Origin of the sequence: Legionella fairfieldensis ATCC 49588 (assembly GCF_000621525.1) — a bacterium.
GTDB classification, from domain to species: domain Bacteria; phylum Pseudomonadota; class Gammaproteobacteria; order Legionellales; family Legionellaceae; genus Tatlockia; species Tatlockia fairfieldensis.
The window spans coordinates 1-24,781 of the sequence record NZ_KK211300.1 but is presented as its reverse complement, the minus strand read 5'-3'; the positions used below and the strand labels follow the sequence as shown (position 1 = coordinate 24,781).

Genomic DNA, 24,781 nt, shown 5'->3' with positions numbered 1-24,781 from the left:
TAATAAGATCACAACGCCTACATTCCGCGCTTTATGTGCGGAATCCAGTTCAATCGCTATTCAAGATCGTCTGGATCTGTCTTTCAATCAGAACAACCGTGTAATTTGGGAAATAGATTCCTGTCTTCACGGGAATGACCTAAAAATAATTGAAATAACACAAAAAATGAGAGGATCACTCAGCGCGCAGGCGGGAAGCTATCTACAATTAGGTATAGTGCTAATTTTATGGATGGATTCCCGTCTACGCGAGTCATGGCACAAAGGCTGGAACAGAAAATTTGCATATCCTGTGAACGTTTACTTTCAGTACGGTAGCAATTATTAGAAAGAGATGAAGAAATTCCGGAATCAAAAAAGTTTCATTTATAGGCAACTATATTCTCCTGTTGGAGATTTGGTGCGATCTCTAACAGGGGAATCAGGACAAAGTTACGTTGATTGAGTCTTGGGTGAGGTACTTTGAGATCTATTAAATTAATGTTTTGATTGCCAAATAAAAGGATATCAATATCAATCGTTCTGGCGCCCCATTTTAGTTTGCGAATACGTCCTTGTCTATGTTCAATTTGTTGGCAATAATCGAGCAATTGGCAAGGAGCCAGGGAAGTATAAAGCGCTACTACTGTATTGCAGTAATCCGGTTGAGCTTTCCTGCCCCAGGCTTTGCTTTTATGAAACCCGGCTACTTTAACAAGTCGTGAACGAGGTAATCTACGAAGAGCGGCTATTGCTTGCCTTAGCTGACGTTCCGGACCTTTTAAATTGCTGCCTAGTCCTAAATAGCAAAGTATCATTATGAGGTTGCTTTGGGTTTTCGCCGGCGTTTTGATTTGGGCGATCCCTGCGGAGAAGGAAGCGAGGCGATCATTTTTATTTGCTCATCTTCTGGAACGTCCTGAAAAGTTGTCCACCATTGAGCAAGTTCCATTGCTTCATCACCTGCCAGTGCACGTAAGGCAAGAAAGTCATAGGCTGCGCGAAATCTTGGATGCTGTAATAAATTAAACGCACGACCACCAAAGCGTTTAGGGAAACGAAACTGTAACAGCCACATTTCTCGCATAATTTGACTAAAGCGTTTGGGAATAGTAATGACTTGATTTTGTTCTGCAATAACTTGCGACATTGCTTTTTCCAAGGCTGGGAGGGGCGGTAAATTTTCTTCCTGTTGTAACTGAGAAGCCCGTTTTTGCAACGGAAACCATAGCAGTACTGCAAATAAAAAAGCAGGTGTCACTGGTTTATTATCACGGATACGCGTATCGGTATTTTCCAGAGCATTTCCCAGCAGAGCATTAACCGGATATTCATCAGTTGATAACAAATGATTAGTTTGTTCAAACAATTGCGCGAACAGGCCGTATTTTACCAGTAAACGTTGTACTGTTTCCGCCTCCCCACACTGATAGAGTTTGGTAATTTCATCGAACAAACGAGAGCTTGATACGTGTCGAATGAGATGGCTTAATTTGGGAAGAGGTTCGGCTGTTTCTTCTGCAATGTCAAAATGCAATTTTGCGCTAAAGCGAATAGCGCGTAACATACGTACAGGGTCTTCCTGATAACGAACGACAGGATTACCAATCATCCGCAAAAGACGATGTTGGATATCAGAAAAACCACCCGTAAAATCGACAATGGACGCATCGTCTATGTTGTAATAAAGGGAGTTGATAGTGAAATCACGACGCCAGGCATCTTCATCAAGAGAACCATAAACATTATCACGTACCAGCATTCCTCGTTCATTAGTCTGTTGATTATCAAGCGCCTCCATATCAGAACCTCTGAAAGTGGCTACTTCAATAATGTCGCGGTGAAAAATAATATGAACCAGTTTAAAACGACGCCCTATAATGCGCGCGTTGCGGAATAACTTTTTAATTTGAGCAGGAGTCGCATTAGTAGCTATGTCAAAATCTTTAGGTACTTTCCCTAATAAAAGATCACGAACGCTACCACCGACTAAATAAGCCTGAAACCCGCCGCTGTTAAGACGATTTAAAACTTTAAGGGCGTTAGGGCTGATATTCGTTTTGGATACATTGTGATGGCTACGCGGAATAATATGACTAAGATCAACAGGCTGTTGCTTAGTTTTTGTTTTACGTAACAATTTTTTAATTAACTTAATTATTGTCTTCATCCAAGTGGCTATATTACGCGCGGCATTATAGCTAAAATAGTCGGAAAAGGAAATAATTTAAAATGCAATGCATTAACATAAGTTGATATTCATGCTTCGGCTTATTTACCTTTGAGCGGAATAAATAGACAATAAAGCTTTTGAGATTATTGTAGAGCGTAATGGAATTTTTAGATATCGTTTCGAGTCTTTTCGCTTTAATTATACTAGAGATAGTATTGGGAATAGATAATTTGGTGTTTTTATCTATTTTGACGGAGAAATTACCTCGGGAAAAACGTAAAAGTGCCCGGCAATGGGGGTTAACTTTTGCCTGGGTTACCCGTCTTATTTTATTGGCCTCCGCTATCTGGTTATCTCGTTTGACCAAACCGCTTTTTAGTCTTGCTGATCTTTCTTTTTCGGCGAGAGATTTGTTTTTGTTTGCCGGGGGGGCTTTTTTAATTGCCAAGGCAACCCAGGAAATTCACCACGAAGTGGGGGAAGATAGTGATAATCTAAAGGTCGTTGGAAAAGCCCCGCCCGTTTCCTTTCGAGGGGTTGTATTACAGGTTGCATTGATGGATATTATTTTCTCTTTGGATAGCGTTCTTACTGCTATTGGATTGACTTCCCGATTTTGGGTAATGGCAACCGCTATTAGTTGTGCCATTCTGGTTATGCTCTATGCAAGTGAAGTAGTCAGTCAATTTATTGATAAACACCCCACCATTAAAATGCTGGCCTTAAGCTTTTTAATTTTAATTGGCATGATATTGGTGGCAGACAGTTTTTCCTTTCATGTGCCACGAGGGTATGTTTATTTTGCCATGGGCTTTTCCTTAAGTGTAGAAATGTTAAATATAATGCAACGCTCTTCACGTAAGAAACAAAAAAAGAAGAAATAGGTGTATTTATGCTCATTATTAAAGCGTTCCATATTATTGCGATGGTCACCTGGTTTGCCGGGATTTTTTATCTACCCCGGCTTTTTGTTTATCATGCTGATACTGTTGATCAATTAAGCATCGAACGTTTTAAAATCATGGAGCGTCGCCTTTATTATGGTATAACCTGGCCTTCAGCTCTCCTGACAACGATATTAGGAATTTTATTAATTACCTACAATCCATCCTATTATTTAAAAGCAGGCTGGATGCATGCAAAATTGAGTCTGGTTGTTTTATTATGGATTTATCATTTGACGTGTGGGTCTTTTCTTAAGCAGTTTAGAAAAGATAATAATAGAAAATCCGCAACATTTTATCGTGTGTTTAATGAGATACCCGTTGTATTTTTAATAGGAATTGTTTTTTTAGTTGTTATTAAGCCTTTCTAATCAAAGTGCAGAATGGTGTAAAACATGATATACCACAGACAAGCTATGGTATGTGAACGTTGAGGCTAGTTGGAAGGAAAAGATGCGGTATGTAGAACCAGATGATATAACTGACTGCCAATTAGCCCAAATTATCGGGGACTTACTCCATTTCAACCATTTCAAAATCTTCTTTCCCAGCGCCACAATCAGGACAAAACCAGTTTTCAGGAACATCTTCCCAACGGGTTCCTGGCTCAATGCCATCTTCCGGCCAGCCTTCAGCTTCATCGTAAATAAATCCACAAATGACACAGATGTATTTTTTGTAATCTTGCATTTTTATTGCTCTAAATAAAAGAAGGTAATGTAACGATTATGTCTCTTAATGTAAAGGGTATTTTAATCAGTGTGGATTACCAGTAATAGCGCCAAACCGAGTCGATGAACTCCTGATTCTGGCTCCACATGAAAGAAAGCAAGAGGACATTTTCAGGGCAAACTATAATAAATTGTGGTCTGGTATTTGTAATGATTCTAAAAGAATTTATATGAACTTACTTGCTAACTTTTCACTCTCTTTGAATACGAGTAGAATAGCCTTTTTTTAAGGTAAAGACATGACAAATTCTCATCAATTATTTGCTCAGGCACGAGCGTATATACCAGGAGGAGTTAACTCGCCTGTTCGTGCATTCAAAGGAGTCGGTGGCGAACCGGTGTTTTTCAAGCAAGGAAAAGGAGCTTATTTAATCGACGTTGATGAACGTACTTATATCGATTATGTAGGTTCCTGGGGACCGTTAATTCTTGGTCACTGCGCTCAACCTGTTATTGAGGCGGTTAGCGAAGTGTTATACAGCGGGATGAGCTTTGGGGCGCCTACCGCGCTTGAAATCAGGCTCGCGCAAAAAATTATTGCATTGATGCCGGCCATTGAAAAGATTCGTATGGTAAATTCGGGTACAGAGGCTACGATGACGGCGATACGTCTGGCGCGAGGCTACACCAACAAAAATAAAATCATCAAGTTTAATGGTTGTTATCATGGCCATAACGACAGCTTGTTGGTAAAAGCAGGCTCTGGACTGCTTACTTTGGGGCTTCCGTCTACACCGGGAATTCCGGCGAGCGTTACTGAACATACCCTCACTGCGGATTTTAATAATCTTGAGCAAACAGCGTATTTATTTGAACAATATTCAAACGATATTGCTGCTGTTATCGTAGAACCCGTTGCCGGGAATATGGGATTTGTATTGCCGAAGCCTGCTTTTCTACAGGGACTGCGAGATTTATGTGATTCTTATAATGCTTTGTTAATTTTTGATGAAGTGATGACCGGATTTCGAGTTGCCCTGGGTGGTGCACAAGCCGTGTTTAACATCACTCCTGACTTGACTACCCTCGGCAAAATAATTGGTGGAGGCATGCCGGTGGGGGCTGTAGGAGGAAAAGCCGCCATTATGAATTTTCTTGCGCCTGAGGGACCTGTTTATCAAGCCGGAACTTTATCAGGTAATCCCTTGGCAATGGCAGCAGGTTTGGCTACTTTGACTGAACTTGAAAAACCGGGTTTTTATGACCAATTATCCAGACGCACCAGCGATTTGATTAATGGTCTGACGGAAATCACCCGATCGCTGAGTATTCCGTTTAATGGTTCTTGTTTGGGCGGTATGTTTGGTTTTTGTTTTAATTCAAAACAGCAAATACTTGATTATGCCGATGTGGCTGCTTCAGATGACGCTTTATTTAAACAGTTTTTTCATGGGATGCTGCAAAAAGGCGTTTACTTTGCTCCTTCCATGTACGAAGCAGGGTTTGTGTCCGCTGCTCATCAAGAGGAAGAAATTGGTATGACTCATCAGGTAGCAGAAGCCGTGTTAACTGATCTTATGGAGGCTGGAACATGAGAAAAAAGTATCATGTTTATGGGGTAGGGAATGCTTTGGTGGATAGAGACGCGCGAGTGAATGACGCGTTTTTACAGGCAAATGGCATTAAAAAAGGAGTGATGACCCTCATTGATGAATTGACTCACCACCGCTTGGTCAAAGCGTTAACTGATTCATTTTGTCATAGTGGCTGCGGTGGATCTGCTGCCAATACAATGATTGCCTTAAGCCAATTTGGCGGCCGTGGTTTTTATAGTTGTAAGGTCGCAAATGATGAAGCAGGCAGATTATTTTTGCATGAGTTAGCTACACTCGATCTCGATTGTAATTTAACGTTGGAAAACTTATCCCCCGGTGTGACAGGACAGTGTCTGGTTTTAGTAACAGAGGATGCTCAACGGACAATGAATACTCATTTAGGGATCTCCGAAACGCTTTCAGCGGAAGTCCTTGATTTGGATGCCATCGCAGCAGCAGAATTTGTTTATCTGGAAGGCTATTTAATTACCTCATTAACAGGTAGAAATGCGCTATTAACAGCAAGAAAACATGCTCAGCTCGTTAACACCAAAGTTGCCTTGACACTTTCCGATCCTAATATGGTTCGTTATTTTAAAAATGAATTATTAACTATTATTGATGAGCGTATTGACCTTTTATTTTGTAATGAAGAAGAGGCTTTGCTGTTTGCGGAGGTTGAGGATTTGGAAGCTGCTATTACTTTATTGCAGCCCTTGGCCAAACATTTGATAGTAACCTGTGGTAGTCGCGGTGCAATATTGGCCATCGATGGGGAGATGCTCAGTATTCCGACAACACCGACACTTGCTGTCGACACAGTAGGTGCTGGTGATATGTTTGCTGGTGCTTATCTCTATGCAGTGACTCATGGCTATGCACCGCAGATTGCTATTGAACTGGCTAATAAAGCAGCTACTGAAGTAGTCGGTCAATACGGTGCTCGCCTTAGTAAAGAAAGAGTTTTAGCTATAAAAGAGCAGTTTATGGCTAAAAATTATAATTTTGCTCAGCAAGTTTACCACAAGGCAAGTAAAGCGGCTGAAATGGAGTTAGCGTAAGAGATTAGACAAAGGCGTTAATTTAAGAACAATTTTCATTACCTGCGTCTCGCGGTCAAGCGCGGAACGCAGGCATTTAAGTTGACTCCCATTGTGTGAACGCTTATGCCAGGTTGGCTACCTTTTGTGCCATTAGTGCTTCTTCATCACCGCGAATGACTAAAACAGGGTGACGACCGCTGGAAATTTGGTGGCAAGGTTTACTGGCAGGAGTCAGATTTTCTGTGAGATCTAACTCGAATCCAAGATGCTCTAAAGGGGTGATCACTTTTTCACGTATAAAAGAAGCATTTTCGCCCACCCCACCCGTGAAAATTAATGCATCCAGATTAATTGTTTGAGTAATATAAGCGCCTATTATTTTTTGAATGGCGTAAATATACATTTCAAGAGCAAGTTGGGCATTTGCGTCATTGGCTAACGCACGAGCTATTACTTTACGCATATCATTTTCTGCTGCAATGCCTTTCAATCCGCTTTGTTTATTTAATAATTTATCCACTTCGTCTACAGTCATGCCTTGCCGTTGTAAATAAAGTACTATAGCCGGATCAATATCGCCACATCGGGTACCCATTACCAGGCCAGCCAAGGGAGTCATTCCCATGGATGTGTCAAACGATTTGCCATTTTTGACTAAACAGGCGCTGGCGCCATTCCCCAAATGCAGAGAGATAAAATTACAATTTTCCAGAGGCTTGGATAAATAAGCGGCTGCTTGTCTACTTACGTATTCGTGATTAATACCATGAAAACCATATCGTCTAATTTGATAACGATTTGCAAGTTCTGTATGGATTGCATATTGACGGACATAAGAGGGCATCTCATGGTGAAAACCTGAATCAAAAATAGCAATCTGTAGAGCCTTCGGAAAATGGCGTTGCGCGAATTGGATTCCCAACGCATTAATGGGGTTATGAATGGGTGCAAGTTGTTCAAGAGCCTGTATTCCTGCAAGTACTTCCGGTGTAATAACTGTAGGGTGATAATAGTGATTACCGCCGTGCACTACACGATGACCTATTCCCTGAATCGGATAATCTTCAAGATCCTGATGGAGTTTTTCACTCAGCGCTAAAAAGGCTTCTTCATGCGTTTTAAACGGTTGCTGAATAGTTTCTTTAATCTCTTTAGTATGATGCCAGGTACTTTGAGATTCTCCAATACCTTCTATTAAACCCGACAATAAAGGCTGTAATTGATCATGCTCCACTTGATAAGCTTTATATTTTATGGAAGAGCTACCCGCATTAAGAGTTAATACGTTCATTTATTGATCTCCTTGAGCCTGGATAGCAGTAATTAAAATGGTGTTAATAATGTCTTCTGGTGTGCAGCCACGGCTTAAGTCATTGACTGGTTTATTTAAACCGAGTAAAACAGGCCCGATGGCCAGCGCCCCGGTTTCTCGCTGCACCGCTTTGTAGGTATTATTTCCTGTATTAAGATCAGGAAAAATAAGGACATTCGCATCACCTGCAATTCTGGAATGAGGAAGTTTTTTGGCGGCAACGTCTGGATCAACGGCTGCGTCATATTGCATGGGGCCTTCGACTAATAAACCCGGTTGGCGTTGTTTCACAAGCGTCAAAGCATTTGCTACTTTCTCTACACTTTCACCTTTCCCTGAAGCACCCGATGAATAGGAGAGCAGAACCACTTTAGGACTTATACCTAAATTTGTAGCGATTTGTGCAGATTGTATCGCGATTTCTGCGAGCGTTTTGCTATCTGGCTCAGGATTAATCGCACAGTCACCATAAATAAGTACGCGAGCAGGCATACACATAATAAAAATAGAGGATACTTTGGCAACGTTTGGTTTTGTTTTAATAATTTCCAAAGCGGGTCTTACTGTGTCGGCTGTCGTATGAGTCGCACCTGAGACCATGCCATCCGCGTCACCACAATACACCATCATGGCAGCAAAATAATTGACATCATTCATACGTTCCAGCGCGATGGGTAAATTAATATTTTTATGTTGTCTAAGTAAGTAGTATTGTTTGGCATAGTTTTCTTTTTGCGGTGCGAATTCGATGTCAATGATATTGGCATCGAACAGTTCTATGCCAAGCCGTCTGGCTTGTAAATGAATTTTTTCAACGTTACCTAACAAACTTATTTTGACTACCCCTCGTTTCAGTAAATGGGAAGCAGCAAGCAAAATACGCGGATCATCGCCTTCTGGTAAAACAATATGTTGGGTTACCTGTCTTGCTTTATTAATCAATTCATAAAGAAAGACCGCAGGACTTAATTGGGGTTTGTGCGATTTATCACTCAGTAATTTTATCAAAGGTTCAATAATGTAAGGTCGCATGGCCTCAATGGCCGCATTGATTTTTTCAGTATCAGCCACATTGAGGTTATATTTTGCCGAGAATAAAGTAGTTGCTGTTTCATACGTTTTAAGATGAGTTAACAATACGGGAAAAGGGTGTTCAAGACCGGCAATAATATCACGGATAATAGGCCCTGGTGTTTCGCCACCTGTTAAGACAATTCCCGCTATTTTGGGATAATAAACCGATTGATCCGCTAATAACGATCCCAAGAGAATATCAATTCGGTCAGAAGGGGTAATTATTAACATGCCGCTTCTGTCAACTCGGGATTGTAAAAAATTACCTACCGTTTTAGCGGCAATAGTGAATTGGGTGACTGGGCGGTGCAGTTCAGGGTGACCAAAAAGAACTTCTGCCTGTAATTTCCCCGCAATATCACGCATTGACGGATTGGCGAATTGCTCAAATTCTGGAATAACACTGACAAATAACAGATTAGATAACTGTTTTTGAAAAAATGTCAGCGCTTTATCTTCATCGCTATTCTTTACCTGATTGATAATCACCCCAACAATACGGGCATGATTTCTTCTGGCGACTTCCAGTGCAGTATTTAATACGGATAATGTATGCTCCAGGGTACGATCTTTTGCTGAAACGACGAGTACAATGTCGCAATTTAACTGATAAGCTAAAGTCAGATTGAATTGATATTCAAAAACGTCATTATCACTTTCAAAGTCGCTCCCCTCAAAATAAGCAAATTCCTGATCCGTATTGATTTGAGTAGCTTCAAGCACGGTCGATATTAAGTCGTCAGGTTGAGTTCGCATAAGCGCAATAGCTTGATTGACATCCATCAGGGGCAATAATTTTTGTTGACTGATTTCTTCTAATAATGGAATTTGCGAAGCATCCGACTCGGAAAATAATTTAAAGCAATGTAAATGTTGATATTGTTCTTTAAGACTGGCTAACAAGCCTAGAGAGACGAAGGACTTACCTGGCCGTTTTTCGATGCTACTTAAATACAGTTTTTTATACATGGTAAAATCCTATAAATATTAGAAGGAATCACGTAAAATGCTCAAAATTTATTATTAGTGTATACAATAACAGTATTTTCTTCTTGTTTCATTCTAAATAAGATTATTATACTAACAAGAGTAACATTTTTTATTCAATAAAAATAAAATGAGTCTATTTTGTGAGTAGTCCCTTTGTCCCGATTGAAACGGCAAATATCGTATGGCGCGATAGTTTACCTTTTTCCTGTGCGTTTAATGATATTTATTTTTCCACAGAAAATGGTTTGGCGGAAACAGAATATGTTTTCAGTGCGGGAAATCAACTACCGATGCGTTGGCAGAGCCTGGCAGAAGGTGCTTCCTTTGTTATCGCGGAAACGGGTTTTGGCTCAGGGCTTAATTTTCTATTAAGCTGGTTTCTTTGGCTGAAGTATGCGCCGGCAACCGCACGGTTGTATTTTATTAGCTGCGAAAAATTTCCTTTAACAAAAGCGGATCTGACACGTTGCCTGGCTTTATGGCCAACACTTCAAGAGCAGGCCCAGGCTTTATTGGAAAAATACCCTGTTTTGACTCCTGGATTTCATCACTTGCAATTTGCTGACGGACGAATTAATTTAACGTTGATGTTAGGTGACGCTACGGTCTGTTTTAATCAGCTATTAATCTGTGGCGAAGCCAGTCTGGAACAACAACTCAGGACAAATTATATTGACGCCTGGTTTTTAGATGGTTTTGCACCCATAAAAAATCCAGCCATGTGGTCTCCTGAATTATTTCATGCTATTGGTTTATTATCGAAACCCGATACAACACTGGCTACTTTTTCTGTAGCCGCCGTGGTTAAAAAGAACTTACAGGCAGCAGGGTTTCAAATTGAGAAAGTAAAAGGTTTCGGGCGTAAAAGAGACATGCTGATTGCCCGGTTTAAGGAAACTTTTTCTTCCCATAAAAAGTGCCGTTCTACCCCCTGGCATAGCGGAACGCCTTTGAAAGTCAGGAATAAAAAAGCCATTGTCATAGGCGCTGGTCTGGCTGGGTGCTATACTGCTTTCGCCTTGGCAAAGCGTGGATGGGAGGTGATTTTACTCGATGAACATCAGGAAACAGGACAGGGCGCTTCAGCTAACCCGCAAGCTGTCTTGTACCCTACCTTATCTGCGCATCGCTCCCCCTTAACCCAGTTTATGCTGGCCTCTTTTTTATTTGCAAACCGTGTTTATAACAACCTACTTCAATATCATGCCATTGGTGATTTATCGGGTGCTTTACAGCTAATTTCCCAAGAAAAATTACCACCGGATCATCTGAAAACCTGGTTAGCGTCCTATCCTGAACTTGGCAAGTTTGTTAATGCTCGGCAGGCTTCGATGATTGCTGGTATTGAATTGAAAAGCGATGGTTTATTTCTTCCTTATTCTGGCTGGTTGAATTCACAACGATTATGTCGTTTGCTTAGACAAACTTCAGGTATTCATTGGATTCCTGATACTACCGTGAAAGAACTGAAATTTGATGAAGGTAGTTGGCACGTAGCTAATCAGACGGCTGAGGTGTTAATTCTTGCTAATGGCTATCAGGCCACACAATTTGAGCAGACTGCGAGTTTACCTTTAAAAGCAATTCGTGGACAAATGACCTTCATTGCTGCTAATACTGCGAGTGCGCGATTGAAAATTCCGATATGTGGCGATGGCCATGTTTTACCTGCGTTTGAGGGCCTGCATACTACAGGAGCCAGTTACCATTTAAATTCTATCGATAAAAACTGTTTGGTTGCTGATGATTATTTCAACCTTGGCAGACTTGCAAAATTACCTGTTAATCTGGAATGGTCAAACGATATCAAGACAGGCTGGACTGGCATCAGGGCGGCTACTCCTGATTATTTACCGATGGTGGGACCGGTGCCTGATGCGGAAATATTTAGAAGCCGTTTTGCTTCTCTGGCGACGAATGCGAAACGTTGGCTTCCGATTTCGAGCGAGTGCTATCCAGGGTTGTTTGTTTGTACGGGTTTTGGATCGAAAGGGTTGACGACTATTCCCTTATGTGCTGAATGGCTGGCTGCTTTTATTAATAACGAGCCTGATTTTATTACGCGCTCTATGGTGCAATCTTTATCACCGGCTCGATTTTTGCATAAAGAAATAGTGAAAAATTCTTCGGGCAAGTGATTTATGCTCAATTATTATTCATGTTCTATACTTATTAGTTACAGAGTTAATAAGGGAGATTGGCAAATGAAGCAACCATCAGGTGTAGAAGCGCTTTGTTTAATTAATTCGCATTCAAACAATGACACGTGTCATTCGAGTGAAACACTGGAACCTTTATTGGGATATTTCTCTAATGTGCTTAAGAATTTAAATGGGATAGATTCTGATAAATTATCTCGTGATCTTCTTAAGGTTGTAAGAGATTACTCTCTGCATTTAAAAACTTGCCAGCAGAAAATGGGTTCGGTGATCGAGGCGTTTGATGAAGGCGTGTTAATAAGCGGTAATTGGGCTATTCATCGAATAAGAGAAATAAATCTGTTCGAACTACAGTAAGATTGTATCCTGGCTTTATAGGAATATCTCGGTAGGAATTCAAGCCACATTTTTATTTTCTCATCAAGAAAGTCTTGCTTATCCTAATTGAGATCGTTACTCTTCGCGAACTATCCGTTGCTTAGAGAGGACTGCAGTGCACGAGATTGAAATTTTTCAAATAGATACGTTTACTGATAAGGTTTTTTACGGTAATCCTGCAGCAGTCTGTCTTTTAAGTGCCTGGCTGAACGATGAACTTATGCAGGCTATTGCCGTTGAAAATAATCTTTCAGAAACTGCTTTCGTTATTAAAGACAAGCACGGATTCCATATTCGTTGGTTCACGCCTAAAGGAGAAATCAGCTTATGTGGACATGCCACATTGGCTGCCGGTTTTGTTTTACATGAACTGGGTCAATGTAAAGAAGATATAGTGCTTTTTTCCAGCCCGAGCGGACAATTGGCAGTAAGGAAAAAAAATGAACGGTATACCCTGGATTTTCCTCGTTTGAACTTCCATTTGAGTCAGTCTCCTGAATCAATTACTGCATTAATTGATAAACCCTGTGTAGATGTTTTTGAAAGTGATTTGGATTATTTGGTATTGCTTGCTGATGAAAATAAAGTATTGCAGGCGCAGGTTGATTTGAAAGCCTTAGCCAGGTTACCCAAGCGCGGCCTTATTTTAACATCCAGTTCTACGGAGGTTGATTTTTACTCCCGTTGTTTTTATCCAAAGCACAATATTCCCGAAGACCCTGTCACGGGTTCTGCTCACTGTGTGCTGGCTCCCTTTTGGGCGGAACGTTTAAATAAAAAAGTACTCCGGGCAATTCAAGGTTCATTCAGAAAAGGTGAAGTGAATTGTGAAGTTTTTGATGAGCGGGTTTATATTTCCGGGTATTGTAAGTGGTATTTAAAAGGCCATTTAGTGATTTAACTGCCAACCAGTGACCCTTTTTAACGGTCTAGTCATCAATTTTTATCATTGCTATCAATAGCATGACATGTTAAAAAGACGATTCACAATATCCAAGGAGTGAATATTGATGTCAGCATCAGCGGGCAAACGTTTTCGGGATCTTGTACAAAATCATTCACCTTTACAAATTGTAGGAACAATCAATGCTTATTCGGCCATGCTTGCAGAATCGGCAGGTTGTCAGGCAATTTACTTATCGGGAGCAGGGGTTGCGAATGCCTCTTATGGATTACCTGATTTAGGTATGACTGGTCTTGCCGAAGTATTGGAAGATGCAAGACGTATTACTGAGGCGTGTACATTGCCTCTCCTGGTGGATGTGGATACGGGCTGGGGCCATGCCTTTAATATTGCCAGAACAGTTCAATTAATGGAACGCACCGGGGTAGCTGCAATTCATATTGAAGATCAAGTACTTGCCAAGCGCTGTGGACATCGTCCCAATAAGGCCATTGTTTCTATTCAGGAAATGGCTGATAGAATAAAAATAGCGGTTGATGCGCGCAAAGATAATGATTTCGTTATCATGGCTCGGACGGATGCTTATGCAGTGGAAGGAATGAATGCTGCGATCGAACGGGCTGAACTTTGTGTTGAACTGGGTGCCGATATGATTTTTCCTGAAGCGATGAGCACGCTTGCAGAGTATAATGAATTCAGTAAGCGGTTGAGCGTTCCTGTTCTGGCGAATATTACCGAATTTGGTAAAACCCCTTTATTTACACGGCAAGAGCTTGCCGAGGCAGGCGTACGACTTATTTTATATCCACTCAGTGCGTTCAGGGCCATGTCGCAGGCCGCACTGACTGTTTACAAAACCATTAAAAAAGAAGGAACCCAGAGTAACCTGTTAAATAACATGCAGACACGCAACGAATTATATGATGTACTGGGTTACCATGATTACGAAAAAAAATTGGATCAATTAAGGGAGAAGTAAGAATGGTTAATAAAGCAACAGCAGGTTTGGCGGGGGTCGTTGCTGGACAATCAGCCATAGCTACTGTAGGACACGAGGGAGAAGGATTAAATTATCGGGGTTATTCGATTGATGATTTGGCAGCCTATGCAACCTTTGAAGAAGTTGCTTATTTATTACATTATGGTGTTTTACCTACCCGCGCAACGCTTCATGCTTATAATGACAAACTTGTTCGATTGCGTCATTTGCCCGAAACTTTAAAACAGATACTACGATTGATTCCTAAAAACGCTCATCCTATGGATGTGCTGCGTACAGCCTGTTCTATATTGGGTACCCTGGAACCAGAGGAAAATTTTTTGCAGCAATACGATATTGCGGATCGTTTACTGGCTCTGTTTCCCGGAATTATGTGTTATTGGTATGCCTATCACTATCAAAATAGAGAGATTAGTGGTGAAAGTGAAGAATTAACCATAGGCGGTCATTTTCTTCATCTTTTACACGATCGCAAACCGGCTCCGATCGAACGGGATATGATGAATGTTTCGTTGATTCTGTATGCCGAGCACGAATTTAATGCATCGACGTTCGCAGCACGAGTGACCGCAGCCACTTTGGCTGATTTTTATTCGGCAGTGACTACCGCAATAGGTACGCTTCGCGGACCTTTGCATGGAGGGGCGAACGAGGCAGCGATGGCGCTTATTGAACAATTTAAAAGTCCAGATGAAGCAGAGCGTGGATTAATGGCTATGTTAGCTAATAAAGCCAAAATTATGGGTTTTGGGCACCGCGTTTACAAAGAGTGTGATCCTCGTTCTGATATCATTAAAAACTGGTCGCATGCCTTGGCTGAAGCGCAGGGAGATATGCTTTTATATGAGATTTCTGAACGTATTGAAAGAGTGATGCGGCGAGAGAAAAATTTATTTCCTAATCTGGATTTCTATAGTGCCTCGTCTTATCACTATTGTGGGGTTCCTACTCCTTTATTTACGCCTGTTTTTGTAATGTCCCGCATTACGGGTTGGTCAGCCCATATTTTTGAGCAGCGGGCAGATAATCGTTTAATTAGACCAAGTTCAGAATATATAGGGCCTGAGCCTGGAAAATTCATTCCTATTGATGAGCGAGAGTAACATGCATTCTTATGTCGAAAGTAATGTCAAACCTAATTATGATCCTGTCATTGCCGGTATTGCCGATTATGTTTTAAATAAAGAGATAGATAGTGCTGTTGCTTATGAAACAACCAGGCTTTGTTTAATGGATACTTTAGGTTGCGGTATATTGGCACTTAATTTTCCAGAGTGTGTCAAATTGCTGGGGCCGGTGGTGCCCGGCGCCTCTTTAGAGGGGGGCGCTCGTGTACCGGGTACTCCTTATCAACTTGACCCTGTTCAAGCGGCATTTAACATCGGAACGATGATTCGATGGCTTGATTTTAATGATACCTGGCTCGCCGCAGAATGGGGTCATCCTTCGGATAATCTGGGCGCAATATTAGCCGTTGCAGATTATGTCAGTCAGCAAAACCTGAAAGAAGGCAAACCGGCGCTTACCATGCAAGACGTACTGACTGCGATGATTAAAGCGCATGAGATACAAGGGTGTCTTGCTTTAGAGAATAGCTTTAATCGGGTGGGACTGGATCATGTGGTATTGGTGAAAGTTGCCAGTGCAGCGGTAGCTGCTTCTTTATTGGGAGCAGACAGGGATATGATGTTACGTACATTGTCGCAGGTTTTTGTGGATGGACAGAGTTTAAGAACTTACAGACATGCCCCCAATGCGGGTTCACGTAAGTCCTGGGCCGCTGGAGATGCCACTTCGAGGGCAGTACGTCTGGCTTTAATTACCGCGGCTGGAGAGATGGGTTATCCCAGTGCGTTAAGCGCGCCAAAGTGGGGGTTTTATGATGTTCTTTTTGGAGGCAAAGCGTTTAAATTTCAAAGAACTTATGATAGTTATGTGATGGAAAACGTCCTCTTTAAGCTTTCTTATCCTGCTGAATTTCATGCGCAAACTGCGGTTGAATGTGCTGTTATCTTACATCCACAAGTTGCAGAGCGTTTTGATGAGATTGCACGTATAGAACTGGTTACTCATGAATCAGCTATTCGTATTATTAGTAAACAAGGGACGTTACACAACCCGGCAGACAGAGATCATTGCCTGCAATATATGGTAGCGATTGGTTTATTACACGGTGATCTGCGGGCGGAACATTATGAAAATGAGGCTGCTTCTGATCCTCGTATCGATCAATTGCGTGAAAAAATGTATGTCAGTGAAAACGTGCAATTTTCTCGAGATTATCACGATCCGGAAAAACGATCGATTGCTAATAGCATTAAACTTATTTTTAAAGATGGCAGTCAGTCCAATTTGATAACCGTTGAATACCCTATTGGCCACAAACGCCGTCGTGAAGAAGGCATACCGGTGTTATTGGAAAAATTTCAACGTAACCTGAAAACACGATATGATATGGCACAAATTGATAAAATTATGCAGGCGATGAGTGATACCAATTCACTCGCTGAAATGAGTGTCTCTGATTTTATGGAGTTGTGGGTTGTTTAATTATAAAAAGTTGTAACCATGACAGATGATGTAAAGCGATATTATTTACAAACGATGGGAATAAACAGTTGGTTAGTCCGTCAGAATAACTCATCGGATAAAAATTCTTTATTACAACTTGCTAACGAAGTTGCTGCGTGCACGCGTTGTTCTTTACACAAAACACGCAGCCAAACTGTGTTTGCCCGAGGAAATGCGCAGGCAAAGTTAATGATTATTGGGGAGGCGCCTGGCTTTTATGAGGATAAACAAGGTCTGCCCTTTGTTGGTAAAGCAGGTGGCTTGTTAAACCAAATGTTATCTAGCGTTGGTATGGGGGAAGAAGATGTTTATATTGCTAATGTGTTAAAATGCAGGCCACCAGATAACCGTGATCCTGCACCGGAAGAAATTGTTCATTGCAGTGCTTATCTGACTCGGCAAATTGAGCTGGTCAAGCCCCGATTGCTTCTTGCGTTGGGACGTTTTGCCGGCCAATTTTTACTTAATAAAGCCTTGCCTTTAAATCAGTTACGCAAAACAATTCATTGTTATAAAAACATCCCTTTTATGGTAAGTTATCATCCGGCTTATCTGTTACGTAACCCTAAAGACAAAAAAAAATCCTACGCTGATTTGCTTGCAGTAAAACATTTTTTGCAGGAAAAAAGTGATTCGCAGTAAAGGGCTAACGCTCATTGAGCTTCTTTTTTGTTTATTAATCATTACTCTTCTTTTGGTAAGTTTATCGTTTGGTTTGTCCATTCATCAAAAAAACAAGGCACAAATAAGAGAAAATGACTTGAAGATGGCTATTTATTATGCAAGAAACATGGCCCTTTTAAAAGGAAAACCGCTTGTTCTCACTCCGTTAACCGATTCAGATTGGTCAACTGGCATGATGCTTTTTATTGATAATAAAACTCATCGCTATTCACCAGAGACGCAGTTAATTCACCAATGGCAATGGCACAAAGAAATAAAAATAACCTGGCATGGCTTTTATTCCGATCAGTATCTACTTTTTTCTCCTGATTTGGCTCATGCTGCTATTACTGGCCATTTTAATCTTCAAAAGGGAGACGGGTCACAAGTAAAGTTAATAATTAATCGTTTGGGGCGAGTGCGAAAAGCGATGGAAACATAGCCGTGGTGCTCAGTATACATTGTGTATTGAAATAAAATTGTATTTCCTTGAAGTTTCTGAGATTTGCTTTTTGGTGTTGAGCTATTTTTTATCGTTTTTTTAGGAACCGGGGAAGATATATCAACATTGTTGATATAATGTGTATAAATTGATTGAAAAGTTAATTCAGCAATGAACAAAATCAAATAACAGGGCGTTTTTTTAGATAATAATATTCGTTTACAATAAGTACCGCCATAAGATTCAGTGACGGTACTTCCCGATTCTTGATTTGCATCGCTGTTAAATGTAGTCTTTAAAATTTATGAAGATTTTTCCTGATAATTTATTGAAAACAGAGAGCACCCTACGAGAGGATTTATTGCCCTGGTTGACTCATCAAACGTCGTTGACTGACAGATTAAAAAAAATTCGAGGCGATGTCTCCCTGAAGGTACTGAATCAGCGTTGGACTTTTCCTGATTGGTGGTGCAAATTTACTCTGGATTTGACCGTTGAGATGATTTGGCAAAGAGAAATTCTAATGTACTCACAGGAAACTCCTTGCTGGTACGCGCGCACGCTTGTTCCTCATTTAACGTATCAAACTAATTATTCCTTTTTTGAAAAATTAGACCGTGAATCTTTGGGTACACTCCTTTTTGGTAACGTAAATATTACACGAAAATTTATGTTAAATTATTCTGTTAATAATCAATGTCTGGAATATTATTGGTTTCCTGAATTACCTGGAAATAAAGAAGATCAATACTGGACCCGTTTTTCAGGTTTTGTCTTGAATGGTTTACCCTTTTATTTGATAGAAATATTACTTCCCGGACTTGTGAGGATTATGAATTGAAATGGATTAATTATCTTAAATTAATGCGCTTTCACAAACCAGCGGGTATTTTATTATTAGGATTACCCACAGCCTGGGCATTATGGATTGCTAATCAAGGTCATCCTCCTCTTTTACTGTGTCTATTATTTTTGCTGGGTACGATTTTAATGCGTGCAGCAGGCTGCGTGGTGAATGATATTGCCGATCGTCATATCGATTTGCATGTAAAGCGAACCCATGATCGTCCCTTGACTTCGGGAGAGGTGAGTTTACAAGAAGCGTTGTTCCTGTTTTTGATTTTATTGTTTATCGCTTTTCTTGTTTTGATTCAACTGCCCAAAATATGTTTTTATTATGCGCTATTAGCGGTTTTCATTACAATTTTATATCCTTTTTGTAAACGTTTTATTCAAGGGCCGCAATTGGTATTAGGTCTTGCTTTTTCGATGGGAATTCCAATGGCTTTTGCAGCATCAAATTACCCACCTGATAGTAGTATGTTTTATTTACTTATCATCAACTTCTTATGGACCGTTGCCTATGATACTGAATATGCTATGGCGGATCGTGATGACGATGTACTAATCGGAGTAAAATCCACAGCTATACTTTTCGCCAGTTATGACAGACTGATTATTGGTTGTCTACAAGGTTTATTCCACATCCCATGGTTATTTTTAGCATTTACTTTAAACTATAATTTTTTCTTTTTCATCGGTTGGTTTATTGCTGGTTTTATTTTGCTGTACCAGCAAAAGTTAATTACAGGGCGTGAACCAATAGGCTGTTCCCGAGCATTTTCTCTGAACAGCTGGTATGGGCTAATCATGTGGCTGGCTATAGCAATAGGTTATAAATAAGTCGTTCATTAAATTTATTCCAGTTATTAAGACAAAGTATTATATTAGACTTAATCTTATAAATTTTATTTTATCCGGCACAAGGCAAATTTTAATTTAAATAACCTGTCACTTAATGGACTTGCTGGTGGTAAGATTCTTTTCACGTGATCTCATAGCCAAGGAGAGGCAATGAATTTTAAAGCTAGTCAATATAATCCCGACTCCAAGTCAATTGCACTTAATAAAAAAGATAAATTCCGTTTCTCTATGGGTATTTTTGTCATGACTGCCGCCTTATTAATAACATCTACTATAACCATGGCTAATGGTGGAGCGGGTGGAGGAGCTGGGGCTGGTGCCGGTGGTACGGGTTTTGAGGGTTCACCTGGCGGGAGTGCTACTCTCGCAAGTGGTGGTGGCGGTGGAGGAGCAGCCGGAGGAGGAACAGGTGGGGCAGGAGGATCTATTACAGGCGGAGGGGGGCAAGGTGGTACAGCGATTTCCCCTAATGGGAGTGCAGGGGGGATAGCAGTGCTGCCGAATAGTGGTGGGGGAGGAGGTGGTGGTGGATGGAACAGTATTATGGCACCAATAATTAATAACACGGCTAATGTATTTGGAGGTAATGGAGGAAATGGGGGGGCAGGTTCTACTTCAGGTGGGGGAGGCGGCGGTGGTGCAGGAGGTTATGGTGCTGTAATCACAGGAGGTGGGACAAACAATACAAACAGCGGTAACATTACGGCTGGTGGGGGTGGTAATGGTGCCGTAAATGGTGGTTTTGGAGGAGATGGAGGTATTGGTATATTGTTTATTATAGATGGGGCTGTCTTGACTAATACTGGAACTATTTCAGGAGGTAACGGAGGTATGGGTGCTTCCGCTGCTCTGGGGGGGTTGGGAGGGGTTGGCGTTGAGGGTATTGCTCTTACTCTTATTAATAGTGGCACAATCACTGGCGGGATTAGTAACGGAGGTTTAGGCGTCCAGGCTAATGCGATTAATTTTACAGGAGGCAATAATACCCTGGAGTTACAGGCAGGCTCTGTGATTACTGGTAATGTGGTAGCCTCTGGTACAGGAAATACACTGCGTTTGGGAGGAAGTACTGACGCTACATTTGATATGTCAACCGTTGGTCCCAGTGCACAATACCGAAATTTTAATAATTACGTAAAAACAGGCAGCAGTACCTGGACCCTGATTGGTATGAGCAGTACTACAACCAATTGGCAAATAAATATGGGAACATTACAAGTAGGCGATGGACTTGGAAGCGGTAGCATTCAGGGTGACATTGTGAATAATGCCGCGTTAGTTTTTAATCGTCTCGATGGGATTACCTATAGCAATGTGATTAGTGGGAGTGGTAGTTTAACGCAAGCAGGGAGTGGCAGTTTAACATTAAGTAATGTAAATACCTACACAGGCAGTACAACGATTTCAAACGGCACTTTGGCATTAACCGGTTCAGGTACTATTTCAACGAGCAGTGGTGTGGACTTAACGACGCCGGGTGCAACATTCGATATATCAAGTTCTTCCTCAGATCAAACCATTCAGGATTTATCAGGTGTTGCTGGTACGTTTGTTAATTTGGGTAGTCAAACGTTGACTGCAGGCACCTCCAATTCCACCCTCTTTGCTGGTGAAATAATAGGAAGTGGTCATTTTATTAAGCAAGGCACAGGAATGTTAACATTAACCGCTAATAACACTTATACAGGATTAACCACCATCTCTGCCGGTACCTTGCAGCTCGGCAATGGAGGTACGAGCGGTAGCGTACAAGGCAACATTGTGAACAATGCGTCACTGATCTTTAATCGTTCAAATACGTTGGTTTATGGGGGAGTCATCAGTGGCACCGGTAATGTGACGCAATCAGGTTCAGGGACTTTAGTTCTCATTAATGACAATACTTATCAGGGTGATACGATCATTTCCGCGGGGACCCTGCAGCTAGGTAATGGAGGCACAAGCGGTAGCGTGCAGGGCAATATTGTGAATAATGGCGCATTAATTTTTGATCGCTCTGACACGGTGGCCTATGGTGGAATGATCGGGGGTACGGGTAGTGTGACGCAGTCAGGCTCGGGGACTTTAATTTTCACCAATGACAGTACTTATACGGGTGATACGATCATTTCCGCAGGTACCTTGCAGCTCGGCAATGGAGGTACGAGCGGCAGTATACAAGGCAATATTGTGAATAATGCATCATTGGTTTTCAATCGTGCCGATTCGTTAATTTATGGAGGCGTGATCAGCGGGGGAGGAACTTTAGTACAATCAGGCCCGGGTTCATTAGCTTTGAACGGCAATAGTTCTGGATTTACTGGTACAACGAGTGTTACGAACGGTATTTTAGCAATTAATAATGCATTGGGGGGTAATCTGACAGTCGGTTCTTCAGGGATTTTAACTGGCACGGGAATAGCAGGTAGTGCTGGCAGTACGGCAACGATTAATGGTCGAATTCAGCCTGGCGCAGGTATTGGAACATTAACCTTTAATGGGAATTACATTCAGACAGCAGGTTCGGTTTATGATTTGGAAGTTCTGGGGAATGCGCATGATTTCATTAATGTTTCAGGTAGCGCAACGCTTAATCCTGGTGCTTATGTGAATGTGATTAATGAGGATGGGCTGTATACAATGGATACCAGTTTTTCTATTTTGCATGCAACAGGTGGCGTGTTCGGTCAATATAATCCTACAGTATTGCAAGCGGTTAATCGTCCTTTTTTAAATTTATCGTTGTCATATGGACCCAATGATGTATACCTGAACATCATGCGTAATGCGATTGCCTTTGCGACGTTCGCAATAACACCTAATCAGATTTCAGTGGCGAATGCATTGGATAGTATAGGTGTGTTAAATTCTGATAACCCTTTGTATACAGCGATTGCGAATTTATCGGATGCGGTCACGGCACAGGCGGCGTTTAACAGTTTATCGGGCCAGTTTCATGCAGCAGTCATGAGTGCTTATGTGGAAGAAAGTCGTTATGTACGAAATGCGGTGTTTAACCGTTTAGATAATGTGTGCAATGGGGAAGAGCTTTCTTCATCAAAAAAGAATTGTAAAGAGTCGGCTCTATGGTTGGAAGGATATGGTGCCTGGGGAAATCTTTTTACACCGACAGCGAACACAGCCTCAGTAAAAAGAAGGAATAACGGATTATTGATTGGTGTGGATACAATTCTGATGAACCAATGGCGAATAGGTATTGTGAGCGGTTTTGGCGAAACGGACTTAAGGATGCCTGCTTTAAGTTCTCAGGGGGATAGCGATAATGCGTATTTAGGCGTTTACACAGGCAACCGTTGGTCCAGGCTAACTTTTCGTCTGGGCGGAAATTATGAATGGCATCGCTTGCATACAAAGCGAACAGTAGCTTTTCCTGGTGTTTTTGATTCACTTCATTCACGTAATCAGTTACCCACCCGGCAAGTGTTTAGTGAATTAGGCTATGATGTTTATTCGAATAAATACCATCTTGTGGAACCGATAGCGCAATTAGCTTATGTCGATGTTCATAGCAATTCATTTCATGAGTATGGAGGAATTAGTGCATTGAATGGCTTTAGCGTGTCAGACAGAATGGTTTATAGTACATTAGGTTTACGGTTTAATAGCTTACTTTGGCAAACTAATCAATTCGTGTGGCAAACACGAGGTTTGGCAGGGTGGCAACATGCTTATGATGCGATTAGCCCCACCTCGCTATTTGCATTTAGCGGGAGCAACCCTTTTGCTATTACGGGTGTGCCAATTGCTCGTGACGCCGCCTTGATTGATGTGGGTGTTGACGTGAGTACATACGATAATCGCTTACAGTTTATTGTGGGCTATTTAGCTCAGTTAGGCGGTAAAACGCAGGATAATGGTGTGCAAGGCACGGTGAGATGGCGATTTTCTTAAGTATGGATCTATCGATGGAATATTAATTTAATGATTTCAAAATAATATGCATATTGATTGATTATTATTTGTGATGTAAATTTTGCACACAAATAATAAAGGCCATGACATGTTATACACAGAAATCAAGCAAAGACTATATAATGATTTAATAGTTCCTTTTTCCGCGTTGGAATTAGAGAAATCAGAGCGTAAAGAGATTATTAAAAAAATTTTCATGGGAATCAGTTCGGAGGAACTGGATGTTTATATAAAATTCAGGAAACTTTCTGATTATGCCGGTCTGATCAAAAAAATATTTAATTATTATCACAATGAAGGCATGCAAAAATCCAGTTTTCCAGAGATTGATTTTGGAAAAAATTTTAATTATTCTGGAAATCCACATCTGTCGCCCCGGACAAAAGGATATGTTGAAAAGCACTCTTCTTATCATCAAATTCAATTTTTAATTAAAGAGTGTTTTTTTGATTATTTTAATCCTTTTAATAAAATGAAATTATGTGATCCGGAAAATACTGTTAACATTGAAAAGATGACCAAAACAGTTGATTTAAAATCACCCGCAATAGGTAATTTTCCAACGGATATAGAAATCAATAAAAGAATCATTTCTTTTTTAAATTATAGAACTAATCAGTCCTGGCGAAAAACCTGTAAATCTGCTTTTTTTCAATCGGCTTATCAGCCTTTGTTTTTTTATGCTTTGGGTGCGCCAGTTGTGGTAGCTGAGGAAAATAACTCGTTTAATTCAGCTCAGGATGAGTATGATAATTTGATTACTCCTAAAGAAAATATACAAGAAAGCGATCTATGTGATTCATTCTCATCCTGCAAAAATTCAGACGATATGTTACTGTTTACCTCGCTGTATCAGGCCATTGAGTATGCACAGTCAATGAGGGGATTTGGTGCCCGCAGTAACGATATTCGTACTATAACCCCAGTAATGGGTTTTTCTATGCGCAATTTGCAAGCAATTTAATTGCAGACAGCTTTAATGGCTCAATGGCATAAGCAGCTAAAGCAGCCACTAAATGAGTCATTGCATTTATAATGGAGCGATGGCGTGTATGCCAAACTTGATAACAATGTTTTAAATGACCAATCACGGTTTCAATGATACCACGCTGGTTAAGCAACTGTTTTTCATAACTGGATAAGTCGAGTTTATCCTTCATATTTTTACGTTTTCTAGTGATTAGTTTTAGTCCACCATTAATCAGTTCTTCAAATATTTTTTTACCGATATAGCCCTTATCGCCAAAGGCAAGACCCTTGAGAGATT

General features: G+C 40.9%; 22 protein-coding genes. 16 read left to right on the top strand and 6 right to left on the bottom strand.

The genetic code is table 11. The features are described 5' to 3' along the window. Window positions 1-362 precede the first annotated feature (362 nt). Window positions 363-797, bottom strand: a complete 435-nt coding sequence (gene folK / locus T345_RS0111705; RefSeq protein ID WP_028389503.1) for a 2-amino-4-hydroxy-6-hydroxymethyldihydropteridine diphosphokinase — start codon at window positions 795-797, stop codon at window positions 363-365. Then, window positions 797-2,149, bottom strand: a complete 1,353-nt coding sequence (gene pcnB / locus T345_RS0111700) for a polynucleotide adenylyltransferase PcnB (protein WP_035919011.1) — start codon at window positions 2,147-2,149, stop codon at window positions 797-799. Before pcnB ends, folK begins: the two co-directional genes overlap by 1 nt. A gap of 161 nt (window positions 2,150-2,310) precedes the next feature. Here pcnB and T345_RS0111695 point away from each other — a divergent pair, with 161 nt between their 5' ends. Together T345_RS0111695 and hemJ are read left to right on the top strand one after the other, a co-directional pair. Further along, window positions 2,311-3,036, top strand: coding sequence for a TerC family protein (locus T345_RS0111695; RefSeq protein WP_028389501.1), 726 nt, complete (start codon window positions 2,311-2,313; stop codon window positions 3,034-3,036). An 8-nt stretch (window positions 3,037-3,044) separates the two neighbouring features. After that, complete coding sequence (hemJ, locus tag T345_RS0111690; RefSeq protein WP_028389500.1) at window positions 3,045-3,467, top strand: protoporphyrinogen oxidase HemJ; 423 nt, start codon at window positions 3,045-3,047, stop codon at window positions 3,465-3,467. Between the two features lie 142 nt (window positions 3,468-3,609). Here hemJ and T345_RS0111685 read toward each other — a convergent pair whose 3' ends face one another. Next, window positions 3,610-3,786: a rubredoxin gene (locus T345_RS0111685; RefSeq protein WP_028389499.1), complete on the bottom strand. Its 177-nt coding sequence runs from the start codon at window positions 3,784-3,786 to the stop codon at window positions 3,610-3,612. A 280-nt stretch (window positions 3,787-4,066) separates the two neighbouring features. Here T345_RS0111685 and hemL point away from each other — a divergent pair, with 280 nt between their 5' ends. Further along, on the top strand, window positions 4,067-5,362 hold the full coding sequence (gene hemL, locus T345_RS0111680) for a glutamate-1-semialdehyde 2,1-aminomutase (RefSeq protein WP_028389498.1): 1,296 nt from the start codon (window positions 4,067-4,069) through the stop codon (window positions 5,360-5,362). Beyond that, window positions 5,359-6,423 (top strand): adenosine kinase, encoded by a 1,065-nt coding sequence (locus tag T345_RS14290; protein ID WP_084273807.1) that lies wholly within the window; start codon window positions 5,359-5,361, stop codon window positions 6,421-6,423. Before hemL ends, T345_RS14290 begins: the two co-directional genes overlap by 4 nt. A 103-nt stretch (window positions 6,424-6,526) precedes the next feature. On the opposite strand, the gene T345_RS0111670 is transcribed toward T345_RS14290, so the two are convergent. Beyond that, on the bottom strand, window positions 6,527-7,696 hold the full coding sequence (locus T345_RS0111670; protein WP_028389497.1) for an acetate/propionate family kinase: 1,170 nt from the start codon (window positions 7,694-7,696) through the stop codon (window positions 6,527-6,529). Next, complete coding sequence (pta, locus tag T345_RS0111665) at window positions 7,697-9,760, bottom strand: phosphate acetyltransferase (RefSeq protein WP_028389496.1); 2,064 nt, start codon at window positions 9,758-9,760, stop codon at window positions 7,697-7,699. It lies immediately after the preceding gene. A gap of 161 nt (window positions 9,761-9,921) precedes the next feature. Between pta and mnmC the strand changes: the two genes are divergently transcribed. The 12 genes from mnmC (at window position 9,922) to T345_RS0111605 (ending at window position 24,478) form a co-directional block, all read left to right on the top strand. Next, window positions 9,922-11,919, top strand: a complete 1,998-nt coding sequence (gene mnmC / locus T345_RS0111660) for a bifunctional tRNA (5-methylaminomethyl-2-thiouridine)(34)-methyltransferase MnmC2/FAD-dependent 5-carboxymethylaminomethyl-2-thiouridine(34) oxidoreductase MnmC1 (protein WP_028389495.1) — start codon at window positions 9,922-9,924, stop codon at window positions 11,917-11,919. Between the two features lie 66 nt (window positions 11,920-11,985). Then, entirely contained in the window at window positions 11,986-12,297 is a 312-nt protein-coding gene (locus T345_RS0111655) for a hypothetical protein (protein WP_028389494.1), read from the top strand. Window positions 12,298-12,433: 136 nt separating this feature from the next. Continuing rightward, window positions 12,434-13,219 (top strand): PhzF family phenazine biosynthesis protein, encoded by a 786-nt coding sequence (locus T345_RS0111650; RefSeq protein WP_028389493.1) that lies wholly within the window; start codon window positions 12,434-12,436, stop codon window positions 13,217-13,219. A gap of 109 nt (window positions 13,220-13,328) precedes the next feature. Next, entirely contained in the window at window positions 13,329-14,201 is an 873-nt protein-coding gene (gene prpB, locus T345_RS0111645) for a methylisocitrate lyase (RefSeq protein WP_028389492.1), read from the top strand. 2 nt (window positions 14,202-14,203) lie between these two features. Then, on the top strand, window positions 14,204-15,325 hold the full coding sequence (prpC, locus tag T345_RS0111640) for a bifunctional 2-methylcitrate synthase/citrate synthase (protein WP_028389491.1): 1,122 nt from the start codon (window positions 14,204-14,206) through the stop codon (window positions 15,323-15,325). A gap of 1 nt (window position 15,326) precedes the next feature. After that, window positions 15,327-16,772, top strand: coding sequence for a bifunctional 2-methylcitrate dehydratase/aconitate hydratase (locus T345_RS0111635; protein ID WP_028389490.1), 1,446 nt, complete (start codon window positions 15,327-15,329; stop codon window positions 16,770-16,772). An 18-nt stretch (window positions 16,773-16,790) separates the two neighbouring features. After that, window positions 16,791-17,435: a uracil-DNA glycosylase gene (locus tag T345_RS0111630; RefSeq protein WP_028389489.1), complete on the top strand. Its 645-nt coding sequence runs from the start codon at window positions 16,791-16,793 to the stop codon at window positions 17,433-17,435. Then, window positions 17,422-17,898: a GspH/FimT family pseudopilin gene (locus T345_RS14675; protein ID WP_051555256.1), complete on the top strand. Its 477-nt coding sequence runs from the start codon at window positions 17,422-17,424 to the stop codon at window positions 17,896-17,898. The genes T345_RS0111630 and T345_RS14675 overlap by 14 nt, the downstream gene beginning before the upstream one ends. Window positions 17,899-18,202: 304 nt before the next feature. Beyond that, a complete protein-coding gene (locus T345_RS0111620; protein ID WP_028389488.1) occupies window positions 18,203-18,739 on the top strand; it encodes a chorismate--pyruvate lyase family protein in 537 nt (178 codons plus the stop codon). Then, window positions 18,736-19,581, top strand: coding sequence for a 4-hydroxybenzoate octaprenyltransferase (gene ubiA, locus T345_RS0111615; protein ID WP_028389487.1), 846 nt, complete (start codon window positions 18,736-18,738; stop codon window positions 19,579-19,581). Before T345_RS0111620 ends, ubiA begins: the two co-directional genes overlap by 4 nt. 171 nt (window positions 19,582-19,752) lie before the next feature. Continuing rightward, window positions 19,753-23,493 (top strand): autotransporter domain-containing protein, encoded by a 3,741-nt coding sequence (locus T345_RS14670; protein ID WP_028389486.1) that lies wholly within the window; start codon window positions 19,753-19,755, stop codon window positions 23,491-23,493. A gap of 109 nt (window positions 23,494-23,602) precedes the next feature. Continuing rightward, window positions 23,603-24,478, top strand: a complete 876-nt coding sequence (locus tag T345_RS0111605) for a hypothetical protein (protein WP_028389485.1) — start codon at window positions 23,603-23,605, stop codon at window positions 24,476-24,478. Here T345_RS0111605 and T345_RS14275 read toward each other — a convergent pair. Further along, on the bottom strand, window positions 24,453-24,781 hold a 329-nt coding region (locus T345_RS14275; RefSeq protein ID WP_035918713.1), incomplete at its 5' end, for a transposase. The genes T345_RS0111605 and T345_RS14275 overlap by 26 nt on opposite strands.

Excerpts from the sequence above, each read along its gene's own strand:
- folK (WP_028389503.1), bottom strand. The coding sequence starts at position 797 with ATGATACTTTGCTATTTAGGACTAGGCAGCAATTTAAAAGGTCCGGAA.
- pcnB (WP_035919011.1), bottom strand. The coding sequence starts at position 2,149 with ATGAAGACAATAATTAAGTTAATTAAAAAATTGTTACGTAAAACAAAA.
- T345_RS0111695 (WP_028389501.1), top strand. The coding sequence starts at position 2,311 with ATGGAATTTTTAGATATCGTTTCGAGTCTTTTCGCTTTAATTATACTA.
- hemJ (WP_028389500.1), top strand. The coding sequence starts at position 3,045 with ATGCTCATTATTAAAGCGTTCCATATTATTGCGATGGTCACCTGGTTT.
- T345_RS0111685 (WP_028389499.1), bottom strand. The coding sequence starts at position 3,786 with ATGCAAGATTACAAAAAATACATCTGTGTCATTTGTGGATTTATTTAC.
- hemL (WP_028389498.1), top strand. The coding sequence starts at position 4,067 with ATGACAAATTCTCATCAATTATTTGCTCAGGCACGAGCGTATATACCA.
- T345_RS14290 (WP_084273807.1), top strand. The coding sequence starts at position 5,359 with ATGAGAAAAAAGTATCATGTTTATGGGGTAGGGAATGCTTTGGTGGAT.
- T345_RS0111670 (WP_028389497.1), bottom strand. The coding sequence starts at position 7,696 with ATGAACGTATTAACTCTTAATGCGGGTAGCTCTTCCATAAAATATAAA.
- pta (WP_028389496.1), bottom strand. The coding sequence starts at position 9,760 with ATGTATAAAAAACTGTATTTAAGTAGCATCGAAAAACGGCCAGGTAAG.
- T345_RS0111655 (WP_028389494.1), top strand. The coding sequence starts at position 11,986 with ATGAAGCAACCATCAGGTGTAGAAGCGCTTTGTTTAATTAATTCGCAT.
- prpB (WP_028389492.1), top strand. The coding sequence starts at position 13,329 with ATGTCAGCATCAGCGGGCAAACGTTTTCGGGATCTTGTACAAAATCAT.
- prpC (WP_028389491.1), top strand. The coding sequence starts at position 14,204 with ATGGTTAATAAAGCAACAGCAGGTTTGGCGGGGGTCGTTGCTGGACAA.
- T345_RS0111635 (WP_028389490.1), top strand. The coding sequence starts at position 15,327 with ATGCATTCTTATGTCGAAAGTAATGTCAAACCTAATTATGATCCTGTC.
- T345_RS0111630 (WP_028389489.1), top strand. The coding sequence starts at position 16,791 with ATGACAGATGATGTAAAGCGATATTATTTACAAACGATGGGAATAAAC.
- T345_RS0111620 (WP_028389488.1), top strand. The coding sequence starts at position 18,203 with ATGAAGATTTTTCCTGATAATTTATTGAAAACAGAGAGCACCCTACGA.
- T345_RS14670 (WP_028389486.1), top strand. The coding sequence starts at position 19,753 with ATGAATTTTAAAGCTAGTCAATATAATCCCGACTCCAAGTCAATTGCA.
- T345_RS0111605 (WP_028389485.1), top strand. The coding sequence starts at position 23,603 with ATGTTATACACAGAAATCAAGCAAAGACTATATAATGATTTAATAGTT.